The organism is Chryseobacterium defluvii, assembly GCF_014204415.1.
In the GTDB taxonomy this organism is placed as follows: domain Bacteria; phylum Bacteroidota; class Bacteroidia; order Flavobacteriales; family Weeksellaceae; genus Chryseobacterium; species Chryseobacterium defluvii_A.
Genome location: NZ_JACHLE010000001.1, coordinates 1,325,278 through 1,340,966, shown reverse-complemented (window position 1 = coordinate 1,340,966; position 15,689 = coordinate 1,325,278). Strand labels below are relative to the sequence as shown.

The 15,689-nt window shown below is 37.9% G+C and carries 11 protein-coding genes; 6 read left to right on the top strand and 5 right to left on the bottom strand.

Annotated elements, in window-relative coordinates; genetic code table 11:
* Nucleotides 1-118: 118 nt before the first annotated feature.
* A complete protein-coding gene (locus HNP38_RS06010; RefSeq protein WP_184185949.1) occupies nt 119-1,948 on the bottom strand; it encodes an FISUMP domain-containing protein in 1,830 nt (609 codons plus the stop codon).
* Nucleotides 1,949-2,537: 589 nt separating this feature from the next.
* On the opposite strand from HNP38_RS06010, the gene HNP38_RS06005 reads away from it, so the two are divergent.
* Nucleotides 2,538-4,202, top strand: a complete 1,665-nt coding sequence (locus HNP38_RS06005; RefSeq protein ID WP_184185946.1) for an AraC family transcriptional regulator — start codon at nt 2,538-2,540, stop codon at nt 4,200-4,202.
* Between the two features lie 298 nt (nt 4,203-4,500).
* On the opposite strand, the gene HNP38_RS06000 is transcribed toward HNP38_RS06005, so the two are convergent.
* From HNP38_RS06000 to HNP38_RS05990, 3 genes are all read right to left on the bottom strand, one after another.
* The gene (locus HNP38_RS06000; protein ID WP_184185943.1) at nt 4,501-5,973 is read right to left on the bottom strand and encodes an FAD-dependent oxidoreductase; all 1,473 of its coding nucleotides are present in this window, start codon (nt 5,971-5,973) and stop codon (nt 4,501-4,503) included.
* 43 nt (nt 5,974-6,016) lie between these two features.
* Nucleotides 6,017-7,603, bottom strand: a complete 1,587-nt coding sequence (locus HNP38_RS05995) for a patatin-like phospholipase family protein (RefSeq protein ID WP_184185940.1) — start codon at nt 7,601-7,603, stop codon at nt 6,017-6,019.
* Nucleotides 7,604-7,751: 148 nt separating this feature from the next.
* Nucleotides 7,752-8,651 carry a CorA family divalent cation transporter gene (locus HNP38_RS05990; protein WP_184185937.1) on the bottom strand — a complete coding sequence of 300 codons (900 nt, stop codon included), beginning with the start codon at nt 8,649-8,651 and terminating at the stop codon, nt 7,752-7,754.
* A 73-nt stretch (nt 8,652-8,724) separates the two neighbouring features.
* Between HNP38_RS05990 and HNP38_RS05985 the strand changes: the two genes are divergently transcribed.
* The 5 genes from HNP38_RS05985 (at nt 8,725) to HNP38_RS05965 (ending at nt 14,359) form a co-directional block, all read left to right on the top strand.
* Nucleotides 8,725-9,747: a 3-oxoacyl-ACP synthase III family protein gene (locus tag HNP38_RS05985; RefSeq protein ID WP_184185935.1), complete on the top strand. Its 1,023-nt coding sequence runs from the start codon at nt 8,725-8,727 to the stop codon at nt 9,745-9,747.
* Nucleotides 9,748-9,908: 161 nt separating this feature from the next.
* Nucleotides 9,909-11,201 (top strand): hypothetical protein, encoded by a 1,293-nt coding sequence (locus HNP38_RS05980; protein ID WP_184185932.1) that lies wholly within the window; start codon nt 9,909-9,911, stop codon nt 11,199-11,201.
* A 384-nt stretch (nt 11,202-11,585) separates the two neighbouring features.
* Nucleotides 11,586-13,064 carry a tetratricopeptide repeat protein gene (locus HNP38_RS05975; RefSeq protein ID WP_184185929.1) on the top strand — a complete coding sequence of 493 codons (1,479 nt, stop codon included), beginning with the start codon at nt 11,586-11,588 and terminating at the stop codon, nt 13,062-13,064.
* A gap of 159 nt (nt 13,065-13,223) precedes the next feature.
* On the top strand, nt 13,224-13,904 hold the full coding sequence (locus tag HNP38_RS05970) for a hypothetical protein (RefSeq protein WP_184185926.1): 681 nt from the start codon (nt 13,224-13,226) through the stop codon (nt 13,902-13,904).
* A 32-nt stretch (nt 13,905-13,936) separates the two neighbouring features.
* Entirely contained in the window at nt 13,937-14,359 is a 423-nt protein-coding gene (locus tag HNP38_RS05965) for a helix-turn-helix domain-containing protein (protein ID WP_184185923.1), read from the top strand.
* 161 nt (nt 14,360-14,520) lie between these two features.
* Here HNP38_RS05965 and HNP38_RS05960 read toward each other — a convergent pair whose 3' ends face one another.
* Complete coding sequence (locus tag HNP38_RS05960; RefSeq protein ID WP_184185920.1) at nt 14,521-15,684, bottom strand: thioredoxin family protein; 1,164 nt, start codon at nt 15,682-15,684, stop codon at nt 14,521-14,523.
* Nucleotides 15,685-15,689 lie beyond the last annotated feature (5 nt).

Here is a 15,689-nt window from a genome sequence, read left to right as displayed (position 1 = left end):
ACAAAGCTGATAATGCTACTTTGCTCATTCTGATCTCTTTAATTTCTAAAACCTGCCGAAAATTATTTCCGGCAGGCTGGTATACATAAAGCTTAGATTGGATTAACCATATTATCTGTTAATCTTTTTTGCAACGGACAGTTAAGCCATCGGCACGATTAGAACCAACACCATATTCATAACCAGACGGATGAAAAACAAATGGGTGGGCATACTGATTAAAAGTAGTAGAAGCAGTGCTGCTCCAGTATTGTCCCCATGAATTTTCGTTACCCACAATACCGGCAGAAGGTGTACCGCCAGTAGTTCCCATTCTTTTTCCACTAAGTGGAAGTTTGAGCATGGAAACTGCAGAAGTAGGTCCATTAGTAACCCCTGCAGAGTTGATCCAGGTAAGAAACTCTGTTTCTGAAGGAACATGGAAACCAACAGGGCAGACAGGATTGTCTGAAGGGTCATTGGTGGTCCAAAGTGTATTGTCCGTATTAACACGCCAATCACCTACCGGAGCTGTATTGGAGATTATAAACAGAGAATGTGTAGGGTTATTACTTTTTGTAGTGGATGTACCGGTTACGCCTGTTCCGCCGGTGCTGCCCATCCTGTTGATCAGCTCATGCCCGTCAGGCTTCCTTCCCCATTGGAAAAGAGAACCGTAGGCGTTGTGATCTCCGGCGCCCGTCGCCTGTTGGGTTGGGTTAAAGCTGGCATGGTTAATATTATTGTAATTAGCCCCCAGATTGTTGTTCAGCCATATATTACCATCTTCTGCCTGTACAGGTAAGTAAAGGAAGTTGTGTCTCTGCCCGGCAGCCGGTGTATTATCTGTTAATCCAAACATTCTGTCCGGGATTCCCGGTATGTCACGAACTTCATATCCTGTTACCGCACCCGCATTATTGTAAGGATACTGGAACATTCCTAATAATATACCTATATAGTCGTTGCCAATTCCTGCATTGATATCGAGCTTTTTTGCATTTAATGTTCCTCCAACAGATTTAATAGTTGCCGTGATGAATTTTGCAGAGGCAGTATATGACTGAGATGCCCATGAGAGCTGGATCTGCCTGGAAACACCATCTTCTGTAAGAGATGCCGGAACAATAATGGTATTGGTCCATGCATTTATGGTTCCACTTCCGGTAACGGATGCTACCGGGATCTGTACCGTAATACCTGCGGTAGTGAGGGCACCCTGTACATTTACTGTAACCGTTTCACTGGCACCATCTGCATTTACCACATTTGTGCTGGCAGGTGCTGCAGGTGCTGTATAAGGTAAATAATCCTGATCATAAACTGATGCGATAAAATACCTTCTGTTTTGTGCCAGAGTGATGTTGGTAGGAAGTACTCCCGTTCCATTCTGATTGACTATCAATGCTAGCCCGTTGCAGCTTTGTCCCCCTGCCGTTATGTTTACAGAAATTGTACCTGTGGCTGTGGGTGTACCTGTTATATTGTAAACAAGATTTCCTGCTCCATTAGCAAAGTTTCCTGCAGGAAGTGTAAAGGTGAGTCCGTCCTGAGCAAATGACTGTGATCCATAAGGCCCGCCATTGCCCCCTGTGTACGGTACAGTCAGCGTACCTGTATAGGCAGTACCCTGTGTTCCTGAAGCAGGGCTGAATGCAGCGGATCCACAGTTAAGTGATGCCACTGTTCCCACTCCGTTTACAGGGCTGCCGATAAGACAGTCAGACCATGCTGAAGGATCGCCTTGGTAAGCTTTTACACATTTGTCTTCCAGGTCATAGATAAGCATACCTGGTTGTGGGTCATCTATTAACGAAGTATTGGCAACCCTGTTGAGGTAGAGTGCTTTGTTAGGGGAACCCAACTCAAGGTCTGCACTTGTATGAGGGGTTGCAGTACCAATTCCCACTTGTGAAAATACGATTGCACTTATTGTAAGCGCAAATCCGGTTATAAATTTTCTAATCATTTTTTTGGGTTTTATGTTCGTAAATTTTTGATCTTAGTTTTTCCGGACCTTATTAACTTATACCAGCATCTGAAGTCCGGACATATTTTTTTTATTATTAATCAACAGTACTCTAAGTCATTTTGAGTTGTGTAAGGTCTTAATAATCATAAAGCACTTATTTATTGATTGAATTTGCGTGCAATATTATAAGAACACCCGGGCATATACAATTGAAGTATGGCAGAATTTGAAAAACAAAAAGATTTTACAGGAAATAGAATGAAACTTAACTTGTTGATATTTAATAATATAATTTTATTTGATGGAATAATTTGAAAAATGGAATCTGATTTCATGGGTTTCTATACAAAAACTGGATTTACGTGCAATATCATGAAGTACATCGACACGGACCCAATCAAAGTGTGACAGAATTTGAAAAACGGAGAGATTTTACAAGAAACAAGATGTTGTTTAACCTGTTGATATTTAATGATATAATTTATTTTTGTGGAATAATTTGAAAAACAAAATTTAATATTATGGTTTCCATACAATTATAGATTGAGAATATTATTTTTGTAAAAGCTAACCCGAATTCTTTGCAATGAAAAAATCACTCTACTTCTTTTTCGTGCTTTTCTGTTTCTGTAGCTTTTTTGCTCAAAGCTCCAAAAAAGATGAGCATAAAATTTCGATGACCAGTGCAGCAATTCAGGAAAAACTGGATATATATAGAAAAAATCCCGGTACCAACCTGAAGCAAAATGAAAATTTATTATTACAGTTAAAAACAGAATCTGAAAAACAGAATTACGATCTGGGCATCTTGCAAAGCAGCAATTATTTGATAAGATTATATATGGCCGAGAATAGAAATAAAAAAATAATAGAATTGGTAAGCAGCCTAAAAAGCACAAATTGGGATAAAAGATATTCTTACCTTATATCCGATACATATCGCATGAATGCACTTGCTTTAGTGCGTCTTGGCTTTTATAATGCCGGCCTGAAGGATTTCAAAACTGCTATCAGCTATACAAAAACAATTGAGGATAAGAATAAAAGACAATATACTCTGGGCCTGTGTTATGAAAACATATCAGTATATTACGTTAATAAACAGTTTAATAATAAAAAATATAGAGATTCAACAATATATTATCTCAATAAAAGTCTTGAGGCTTATTTGCAGGTAAGAGATAACGAAACAGTACCTAATGATTTTAAATATGGTAGTATGGCATTCATTGATATGCGTTTGGGTATATTTTACCTTGAGCAAAACAATATCAAAGGGAGCTTGGAATTGGCAGAAAAACATCTTTTTAAAGCATTAAGCATCCATGAAAATGAAAAATACAATGTATCGGTTAACCACAAAACTATGTTGATGAATCAAATAAGCTGGTTATATCTTGAACAAGAAGAATATGAAAAATCAATAGATTTTGCAAAACGTGCAATAGAGTTAGAAAGACGATTTCCGAATCCTTACAACAGAGTAGAATCTTTTGAATTTCTGGCAAATTCTTATATGGAAATTGGTGAAAAGGAAAAATCAAAATTCTATATGAGTGAATATTCTTATCTTAAAGACAGTATCAGGATTGCAGAAAAAAATGCCGCGGATAAATCTTTTAAATTACTGGTTTCAGAATCAGATAAAATTCAGAAAAAAAAGCTTGCGGGTAAAATTATTGTCGTATCAACAATTTCACTTTTAGTTTTATTATTCGTAGTATTTTACTGGAAAAGAAAAAATAAGCTTATCCATAAAAAATATGAAGAATTAATCACCAGGATAAAATCTGAAAAAGAAGCAGAAAATATCTTTAGAGAAACTCAGATAAATACTGATAATAATGGAATAAGATTACGTGCCGGCATTACTGAGGAGACAACAAAAACCTTACTTCAAAAACTTATAAAATTTGAAAAATCCGGCAAGTATCTTCGCAATGAAATCAGCCGGTCATGGCTGTCAGACTATCTCAATACGAATAACAGCTATCTCACAGAAGTCATCAAAATCCGAAGCAATAAAAACTTTACCGATTATATCAACGGGCTTAGGATTGATTATATTACAAGAAAACTAATGGATGAGCCTGTCTACAGGGAATACAAAATCGAATACCTTGCCAGTGAAAGCGGCTATGGCTCGCGTCAGGTATTTGTAATCGCTTTTAAGAAAGAAACCGGATTTACGCCTTCTTATTTTGTTGAACAGCTTAAAAATGACTCTAAGAATGGAGGCATACAGGCCTAATGACCAGCCATAGTGTGTACTAGGCAAATCCGAAATCATCGTTCAATCCAACCAACGATCCTATGTTTAAGTAATAAAGTATATAACTATTTGAAAAATAAACATTTATATAACATGGATGAATCTGTTCGCGTGATCAGGATATTCAATCATGCATAAATCCGAACTGAGTTTTGCATGTTCCAATTCTTCTTCGGTTAATCCAGATAGTGGGCAGGTGACGAATAGGCAAGGGCAGACCATTCTTAGTGTTCTTCTCCACAGCATTCACAGGTAAATTTCATAATTCAGTTTTAAATTATTTATAGTGTTGATAAAATTTGTTGTCAAAAATTTCCTGAGGATCATATTTTCTTTTTAATTCAAAAAAAGAATCGGACTGAGGATAAACTTTTCGCATCTTTATTTTATCGATATGCAATCTGTAAGGTAAATAAAAAGTTCCTTCATTTTTAATCGTAATATCTGTCAATTCATTGGTGAGGACTTTCATTTCGCTCTCCTGCTTTTCTGTTTTCTTTTGATTGAAGAGAAGAACAAAGCCAAAAATATTTTCCCTGGCGTAATTCATATAACTGTCTTTATCCTTATTCACTGCACGGATGGTAATGTTGAGCAGGTCAACTTTAGATTCTTTGAGAACAGGCTTTATCTCTTTAATGAATTGATTGAAGTTTCTTTCAGGGATAAAATACTCTTGTAATAGATCCGTAGAATGAGGATCTTTATTTTCTATAAGGGAAACATGATCGTTTAGCAGCTCGTTTCTGGAATAAACAGCATTTTTTGACATCTTGCTCATTCCGGTTTCCAGATCCCATCGAAGTCTTTTTCCATATTCACTGTTTACGGTGCTTCTGAAGACCAGGCGTTTAGTTTCTTCGTTTTTGGCATTTTGATCAGGAAGCGATAATGGTTTTTCATTTACTTTTTCAAAATAATTGATGGTAGCTTCTTCCAAAAACTGCTTATCGGATATTCCTAATCTTCCAAAGACCAGATTCACATTAGGATTATCCGAAACAAATTTTTTATAATGGCCAACATAATTCTCCGAGCTTAAACGGATATACTTGTATTGTAATGCAGGATTATTCACAACTTCCAGTTTAACGTCAAGTATGATCCCGAAAAGCCCGTATCCCCCAATGACCAGCTTAAAAAGTTCTGTATTTTCAGTTCTGCTGCAATTAAGGATTTCTCCTTTATAATTCATTAAAGTGAATGAGATAATGCTTGAAGAAACAGGAGGCAGGTTTTTTTGCCATCCATGTCCGTTTACACTTATTGAGCCGCCAATTGAGAATGAGCTGAAAGCCTGCATTACTGCAATTGATTTTCCTCTTTTATCAAGGTATTTTATGGCGTCTTCCCAAAGTGCACCGGAACCTATAGTAAGAATATTGTTTTTTGGATCCAGTTCCATATGTTTATATGGAAGCATATTGAGAAGAATTCCGTTGGGATAAATAGTATGTCCACCCATACTGTGCTGTGCTCCGGCAATAGAAATTTTTAAATTATTTTCCTTTGCATATTTCAGGATCTGCCGAAGCTGGATTTCGATTTCCGATTTGTTGTTGGGAACCTCTATTAAAGTATCAATTTTGGTCAGGTTTAGCTGGCTCGCATCGTTCGTATACCCCTTGGGGATTTCAGTTTTATTACTATCAGGCTCCTTCCATTTTGTTTTTAGAACATGAATCACCGGAATTGAGACAAAACCTAAAAATATTAGAATTCCAAATATTAAAAAATATCTTTTTTTCATTAAGGATACAGAATATTATAAAGATAAAAATACTCAAAATTTCTTATCCCACCGTCTTCGTATCTTCCTCTTTCAGAATCTTTTTCTCCTTCATAGAGACCATCATCCTTTCACATTTATATCTTTCCCAGTCGAATTGGTTAAGGAAATCAAGGGCTGCCTGAAACCCCTTATTGAAAAGCTCTTCTTTTTCCTCCCTTTTCATAAAGAAATTGAGCCAGCTGCTGGTGCCACAGTTCACGGTTTGTATGCTGAAAAGATGATAAAAAGTATGCTTGGTAAGGAAAGATTTATCATTGAAACCTTTCAGGGTCCCGATGATGTTTCCGGCAAAGGAAAACGGGCTTTTCAGGATCTGCTCGCTGGTTTTTCCTTTTTCAGACAGGATATCCAAGTCACTGGTAAGCTGTACTCCAAAAAGAGGCATTCTCGGATAAAAAACATCACTGGAATGGAAAAGATCGATTGGAAAATTGGAAATACTTCCGCCATCAATAAATACCCCGGCAGGGTAGATGTCTTCCGGCTTAGTATTCATCCAGAATTTCCATGCATACTTTACCGAGTCCTGATCCTTATCGATCCTCTTTTGATATGGCTCAAAAAAGAAAGGGACGGACATGGAAGCCCTGACGAATTCCGCCGGGCTGATGCGTTTCAGTTCTTCCTCAGACCAATACAGGTTGGCCATTGTAGGCAGTTCCACCTTTATTTTGGCATTGATGTCTGTGGCAATAATGATATATTCGGATTTTAGCAGGTAGAAAGGATCATTTTTATAATAATCATTATTCACGGCGCTCTCATAAAATATCCTGTATCGGGTCTGGTCTAGATGCTCCGAATTATTTACCCGGATCTCTTCAATGCTGTTGAGCGCAATGGCATAGTATTCCATTCCGTTTCCGTAGCGGTAATTCAGATTAAGCTTCTTTTCTTGCTGTATAAATTTTTCATTGAGCTCGGCAACTGTTCTTATTCCAAATCCTTTCATTACATCAGTCATTTGATTCAGAAAAACATTTCCGGGATTAAGGCCGCTGTTTTGTTTTTTGAAATCATTATAGAGCTTTTTCACACAGAAAAAAGTGACTACAAGAGGAATCAGCGGGATCAGGAAAAGAAGCTTGGCCTGTAGTGTGGTTTCAGAAGGGAAGGCAAAAGGAATAATGATCAGGATAAGCATGATGGCAGCTGCGATCATGGCATTGATCTTCAGGAAATTTTTATTATTCAGTAAGGAATGTATAAAGGATTTTACATAAGGTTTCCCATCCATAAAATCTGCAAAGTTCCAGTTGAAAAGGATATCCTTGATGATACCGCTTTTGGCTTCTTCTTTGGTTTTACAGGCCGCAATGAGCATGGTGTTGATGGCTCCTGCACTGGTTCCGGCCACCTTCAGGAAGCGGATCCCGAAAATTTCAAGCCCATAAAGATAGCCAACAAGAGCACTTCCCCATACGCCGCCGCCTTCCTGTACAAATTCTACATACTGATTGCCTTCTGCATCCAGCAGGTCTGAAAACTCTTTGGATGAAATATTTTCATGCAGGGCTGTCAGTTTATCCTTAGATCCCCGGGAGAGAACACGCTCCTCAAGAATGGTATTAAGAGCATCCGTTTTCATAGTTAACAGGTATTAGGCATTGATTGCTGCTTTTAATACTTAATATAATATAGAAATAGCAGCAACTATTATTGGTTTTTCATACTATAAAAATAATTATTATCGGTTTCCAAAGCATAGGTATTTTTACCCTAATTGAATGGTAAAATCACCATTGTTTTCTCCTTGCATAGATAAAAGTACAGATTACGATGAGTGCCATTACGCCTAATGTAACATAATATCCGTATTTGTGGCGGAGTTCCGGCATATTGTCGAAATTCATCCCATACAATCCGGCAATAAAGGTGATCGGTAAAAAATATACGGAATAGATGGCAAGGACTTTCATCACCTGGTTGGCCTTCTGATCCGATAAAGCCAGGAACATAGAGATGAGGTTGGTGATCTGTATGTTCAGGTGATCAAAATCGGCTACTACATCTTTATGCTTATCTTTCAGGTCAGATACCTCAGAATCCTGCAACCCCAGCAACCTGAATTTATCTATGGCATCCGTGGAAATGGTAAGCACTCTGGAGTTCAGTCCGGATTTTCTCTTCAGTTTGTATAACCTCCGGATTTGGGTGGTGTGATTGGTATTTTTGAGGAAAATCTCATTTTCGATATTGTCCATAGTCTCCATTAAGCTTACGGCTTCATCATCAAAGCTTTTCATGATCAGCAATGCGATCATTAATGCGATTTTTTGCGGATCGGTTTCCGTATTCATCCCGGAAAGCTGTTTTTTGGTTTCCGTTATACTTTTGGCCTTCATCCTGTGGATGGTAATGATGGTATTGCCTAAAAGAAAGATCCCGATCTTGGTGCTGATATCGCTGATGGTATTAAGGTTCTTCCTTTCAAGCTCCGTACTCTCACGCAAAAGGAAAAACTTTACCTGCCCGTCCTCTTCATATTTAGGAAGGTGGTTGGGGTCCAGGGTATCTTCCAAAAGGAAATTATTGATCTCGTATCTTTCATGAAGAAAAGTAAGGTCTTCCTGTACGGGGGCTTCCACATCTACCCATTCGCATCGGGAGTCTCTGTATATGGTGTTAATTGGCATACGTTAAAAATAGTAATAATTTGAAAAACTATGTGTTAAATAAGTTTTATCTTTGCCAAAATTAAAAAACTATATGATTAAAAGCACAATAAAAGGTATCGGATTTTATGTCCCGGATAATGTTGTAACCAATGATGATCTGGCAAAACTGATGACCACGAATGATGAATGGATTACAGAGAGAACAGGTATTAAAGAAAGAAGACATAGAAAAAACAGGAACGACTCTGAGGAAACCACAGCTTATTTAGGCTTTAAGGCTTCTGAAAAGGCACTTGAGAAAGCAGGCTTAACGGCAAAAGATATAGATTATATTATTTTTGCAACCCTTTCTTCGGATTATTATTTTCCGGGATGCGGAGTGCTTCTTCAGGATATGCTGGGATGTGATACAATTGGGGCATTGGATGTAAGAAACCAGTGTTCGGGATTTGTATATGCTATGAGTGTTGCCAATGCTTTTATTAAGTCCGGAACGTATAAAAATATTCTGGTGGTAGGAGCAGAGGTTCATTCCTTCGGACTGGATTTTTCTGATGAAGGGCGAGGGGTTTCCGTGATCTTTGGTGACGGTGCAGGAGCTGTTGTACTTTCGGCTACGGAAGATGAGAATGCAGGGGATATTTTAGCAGTTAATATGCATTCGGAAGGGAAGTATGCCGATGAACTATGCACGCAATTCCCCGGATCCAAATACGGATGGAGTGACAGGATGAGGAAAGAACCTGAAAATGTGACCAATAAAGAGGTGTACCCGATCATGAACGGAAACTTTGTATTCAAGCATGCAGTGACAAGATTTCCCGAGACCATGCAGGAAGCATTGCAGAAAGCAGGAAAAACAATTGAAGATCTGGATATGTTCATTCCGCATCAGGCGAACCTGAGGATTGCACAATTTGTTCAGCAGAAATTCGGATTGCCGGATGAAAAAGTACATAATAATATCCAGAAATACGGGAATACTACTGCTGCTTCTATCCCGATTGCTTTGAATGAAGCGATTGAGGAAGGAAAGATTAAAAGAGGGGATCTTGTTCTTCTTTCTGCTTTCGGAAGCGGGTTTACCTGGGGAAGTGTGTTATTTGAGTATTAATTCCCCGATTAAAGAATAAAATATATGGAACAGGCAAAAAAACATTGCCTGTTCTTTGTTTTTAATAATATTATTTAATTTATGTTAAATATAATGAATAATTACTTGGAATAAATTTAATTATTGTAAATTTGATATGCTAATTTTTACAAACGAAAAAAATGAAAAGAAATTTATTACCCTGGATTTTTTTACTTCCTTTGTTTTATTATGCTCAGGTAGGCATTAGTAATTCTACCCCTGCTGCCACATTGGACATAACGGCTAAAAATGCTACAGGTACTACTTCTAACGTTGATGGTATGCTGATTCCAAGAGTTGACAGGGAAAGAGCTCAAAGTATGACCAGTATTCCCACTTCTACATTGATCTATGTGAACAGTATTGCCACAGGTTCCCTCGGTGGTACGGCGGTGAATATTGACACGGTAGGCTATTATTATTTTAATGGATCGGTATGGACCAAACTGGACACTTCGTTTAATATTTATAATTCGGATGGTACCCTCTCAGGAAACAGGCAGGTGAATATGGGGACAAATACTTTATTTTTTCAAAATGGTTCCAATCGTATTAATTTTAATCATACTGTAACTGACGCGAATATTAATATGTCAGCGGTAACCAGAGCTAATATCCGTCTTGCAGCTGGTTTTGGTGCTGCCGCATCCAATCTTAGCATTTTTCAGGATATAAATAGTTCCGGGCAGATATTGGTAAGTGGTGCTTCCAGCGGGCTGTATGTAGGATCTACTACAGGGAGTACATCCCCAGTGCATCTTGCGACTAATGGTGCTATTGCGCTTACGGCTATTAACGGGGGAAATGTAGGAGTTGGTACAATTACACCCCAGAGAAAACTACACGTCAACGGAGATCTACAGATTACGAATGAGCTCAATGTAGGAGGAAGCTCCGGTGCGGCAGGAAGTGCGGGCACAAGCGGCCAGATCCTGACATCTAACGGAGCGGGGGTGGCCCCTACTTGGAAAACACTGAACACCTCAAGCGGGACAATATCTACTGCAAATTATGTGCAGGGAACCACAGCACTGACTATCAACCAGGGGGCGGTTGCAGATGTGCCGGGAGTTACTATAACATTAACTGTTCCTGCCGGTATTACCCAGACCTTCCTGTTTACTGTGCTGGGCTATGCTACAAGCTCCACAGCTACCGATGCACAGGGTGCCTTTTATTTGCTGCAGAATGGAGTCAAGATATCTTCTGCCTATACATCAATGGTAAGCGGAACAGCATTGGTGAGGCTTCCGATTCCTGTAACATTTCTGAAAGCAGTGACGCTTGCCGCAGGAACCTATACCTTCAAAGTACAGTATTCTGCCTGGGCAGGCAATCAGATCGTAAATTTCGTGCCTTCCACTTACTCAGGGTACAATGGGGATACAGAAGCCATGCTTACCAAAATGCAGGTACTGGTATATAATAATTAAAATTTATGATAATGATTCCAGCTTTATATTCATCTTTGCTTACAACCCGGTTCGGCCTGTCATTCTGAATAGGACGAAGTGAAATGAAGAATCTTATTATTAATTACATTCTTTAAACTATATCCGCAGGCCTTCAGTCTGTATCTGAAGAATAACCAATATAAATTATCGGTCAATAGCTATTGTCCGCTCAGCTGTTAATGAGTGAATGCTTTTTTCAATCGCTTTGATCAGCCGAACCATCGATTTAATTAAAATGAATCAGGATTTTTAGTTAAAGATATTGAAGCTGAAAATTTATTTTACTTGCTAATTGGGTGATTTTAGATATGTGTGAGATAGGTATGTTTTATTTTTTTGAACCGAAATGAATTATCTATGCATATGAAACCGTTAAAATACCTTGCTGAGATATTTGCGTTATCTTTTTTAGGATTGTTTTGTAATGCTTTTGCAGCTTCACCAAAGAACAGATTTGATAAAGATCAGGTAGAAAAATTGCTATGGGAAGTCTCTGTGGATATAGCAGATAAGGGTAATTATGAAAAAGTGATAAGGCTGAATCAGGAACTGATTGAAAAATGCGAAAAGGCAAAATATACGGATGGAGTAGTAAAGGGCTACTGTAATCTGGGAAATATTTTTGCAAGGATGGGTAAGCATAAAGAAAGTTTTTTACTGTTAAAATTTGCAGAAAAGGAAAGTAAAAAATTAAATAGTAAAGAGCTGGAGGCTTCTATTGATGCGGAACAAGGCAACAATTATTCTTTACTGGGATTATACACCCAGGCGCAGGAAAAATTCAGGCGATCCATATTGATTTCTAAAGACCTGCCAAAAGGGGTTAAAAGAAATAAATTACTTGTTTATTCTTATAGTAGTGTCATTTACATATATGAAATGCAAAAGAAAATGGATTCTGCATTTTACTATAGTAAGATAGCCTTTGATGAAGTCAGGAATTCATATACAAGTAATTCTCTGGCATACTATTATATCTATTATAAAAAAGATTTTAAGTCTGCTGAATACTATCTTAAGATGGCTGACCAGCTTCAGAAGAAGGCTGGTGATTTTTCAAAATTCGATGAATACAGCCTGCAAAGAACATGGGGTGAGTGGTATGAGCAGAAGAAACTGTATGACAGTGCGAGAATATACTACCTCAGAAGCCTGACGCTGGCAAAAACAATCAGGCTTCCTGTCACGGTGAGAGATACGTATTGGCTCCTGCACCGTATTTCTGACAGTCTGCTTGATAAAGAGTCGTCCAATCATTATCTGCATGAATATGCCAGGTTATATGACAGTATTTCCAAAGCACAGAAGCCAGAATCCGAATTTCCCATACAGCAGTACATTCAAGATAAAGAACAGGAGTATAAACATAAAGAAGATCAGCTTTTCATTACCATATTATTAATAGTATTATTTTCCGGGATTGTTTTATGGATTTTGATTAAAGTCTATCAAAGTAAGCAAAAATCATTGGCAGAGATCATAAAGGAGAATGAAGAGAAAATAAAGCAGAAGGAAAAAGAAGCTCTGGAACTGAAATCCAGAATAAATGAAGGGTTTGAAGAGGTAATAGAGCTGGCCAAAAAAAACAGTCCGGAATTTATTACCCGTTTCATAGAAGTTTATCCGGAATTTTACCGGGCCCTGTTAAAGATTTATCCCGATATCAATCCGGAGACCCTGAAATTCTGTGCGCTGTTGCGCCTGAATTTTTCAACCAAAGAAATTGCAGAATATAATTTTATCACTCCCAGAGCTATCCAGCTTCGTAAAAACAGAGTCAGAAAGAAACTGAATATTTCGTCTGCGGAAGATATTTATACCTGGATGAATAATTTGGAATAAGAATAATTGTATATAAATATTTGATTATTAGTATTTTGTAATTTTAGATACCTGTGAGATAGGTAGTTTTTTGAGTCTTTTTTGAATTTTTATTTGTTTTGCTAAAGGTTATTTACAAAAATAAAATAGCCGCTAAGGACAATTTAAAATATACAAAACATGAAAAAAATTATTCTATCACAGGCTTTATTAGCTTCTTTATTCGCGTTTTCGCAGGTAGGGATAAATACATCAACCCCTCAAAAAACATTACATGTGAATGGAGCCTTACAGGTAACCAATGAACTGAATCTGGGCGGAAATGCTTCTGCTGCAGGGAACCCAGGAACTGCAGGCCAGATTATTAAATCCAACGGTCCTGGTGCTGCTCCGTCATGGGTAGATCTGGAACAGGTATTTATTCCTAAAACTACAGTTGTAGGAGTAAAAAATAATATAAGCCCGCCAAATGGCAGCTTCGCGGGCGGTCCTTATAATACATTAGTATTCAACAGTATTCCTAAAATAGATAATTCTAATGCGACTTATAATGCTGCCACCGGCATATTCACTATTGTTAAAGCTGGATACTATCAGGTAGTGGTATATCTTACCTATGATCTGAACACAAACCCAAACGGGGAAACGGCCGGTACAGCATCATCAATCATTGAAACGGTTGCGGGAGTGGGTATAGCAAAAAACCGCACCAACCATTCAGAGAGAACCCCTGAAGTGTATCATAACCTTGTGGGAACAGCTTATCTGGCAGCGGGTACACAGTTTTGGGTAAGGGGAGCTCACACCAGGCAGTATAAATTAAGCAATTCAACCATATCTGTTTCTTATATTTCTGAGTAAAAGAGGTACACTATGATTATTAAAAATGATCAATGTATAATTGTAATGAAATTATGATCGGGCACCTGATCCAATCCAAAGTTATCGAGTATGAAATCAAAACCCCTCGTATATGTAATTTTCTGAAATGTACTGAAGAAGAAATTGAACAGATGTACCGTTCCGAAGATCTGGATACTGAACTGCTGCTTAGGTGGAGTAAACTGCTAAAGTATGATTTTTTCAGGATTTATTCTCAGCATCTGATGCTTTACGGTCCTCCGGAAAAACCCCGGCATACATCAGAAGCAGGGAAGGGTTCACTGCCTCATTTCCGCAAGAACACTTATACAAAAGAAATAATAGATGGTATGCTGGAGCTTCTGAAGTCAGGTAAAAAGACAAAGCAGCAGATTATAAGGGAGCACGGGATTCCTAAAACGACTTTGTATAAATGGATCAATAAATATATGTAACTGTTTGTTCCCTCATATCAGGATTAATTTTTAATTCTTCCATAGCCTCCTTATTATATCAGTTTGCCACTCGCAAATGATGAGAAAGACTGGAGGCTTTTTTTTATTTTTCATATGAAATGAATGCAAAAAAAGCCCGGAAGGTACTCTTCCGGGTTTTCTTATTGAAGGGTATTCAGTAATTTTTCAGTATCCGAATAATCTTCTCCCGAGCTTTTTGCCAGTTCAATTGATTTTTCGGCCCAGAGCTTAGCATTCTTTTTATCACCGATCTTATTGTAAAGATTGGCCAGAGTATCCGTATTGGCATAGTCCTGCTTCTTCTTTACGGATTCCTGCGCCCATTCTAGCGCTTTTTCGAGAGAGGATTTATTTTCGATATTTTCAAAGAAATTCCATGCTGCGGAATTCAGTTCTTCAGAAGATGCAGCAGAAAAATCTTTATAGGTTTCTAAAGCAAATTTTTCATAGGCGGCAAAATCTTTCTCTTTCAAAGCTCTGCCGGATTTGGCTCTCCTTAAAATCTTTTCTGCTTCTTCCCCACTTAAAAATTTCTGGGATTCGGTCAAAAAATAGCTGTCATTCCATATTTTTGTATCGGTATTGTAGGATTTTTTAACGATCGTATTCAGCTTTATATTTTTGTCTAATTTTTCATACCTGTCGGCAGGCAGTATTTTGGTAATTTCGCTTTTTTTATCCTGGAACATCTTATACAGAGGGCTGTCCGTACTTTGAGTTGCGGAAAGCAGCATTTGAATATCTTCCTGATTAAGGGTTGATTTTGAACTGAAATAACGTTCCAATACCCTTCCTGCAAAATCATTATCGCTATAAATGGTAAGCCCGGCAAGGTTTTTCAGGAATTCAGGGCCTTTTTCACCGTTTTCAAATTTTTGTTTTAAAGCCTTTAATTTTTTATTCGGATCTTCTGCATCTTTTGCAAACTGGATAAAGGCATCTTCTTCCACATAGCCCAGTGTCCTGTGCACTTCTTCCCCGTCTCCGTTAATGAATAAATAAGTGGGAAAAACCCTGACATTATATTTTTTTGCAATATCTGTACCTTCTCCCTTTTCCATGTCTATTTTTGCATTGATGAAATGGCTGTTATAGTAATCACCTACAGACTGAAGAGGGAAGATATTTTTAACCATAAGTTTACATGGGCCGCACCAGGATGTGTAGGCGTCCAAAAAAACCAGTTTGTTTTCTTTCTTTGCTTTGGCCAGGATAGTGGTAAAATTGCTGTCTTCAAATTTAATTCCCTGAGCGAAAACAATGGCCCCGATATATAAAGAGAAGAATATTGCTAACTTTTTCATAATAC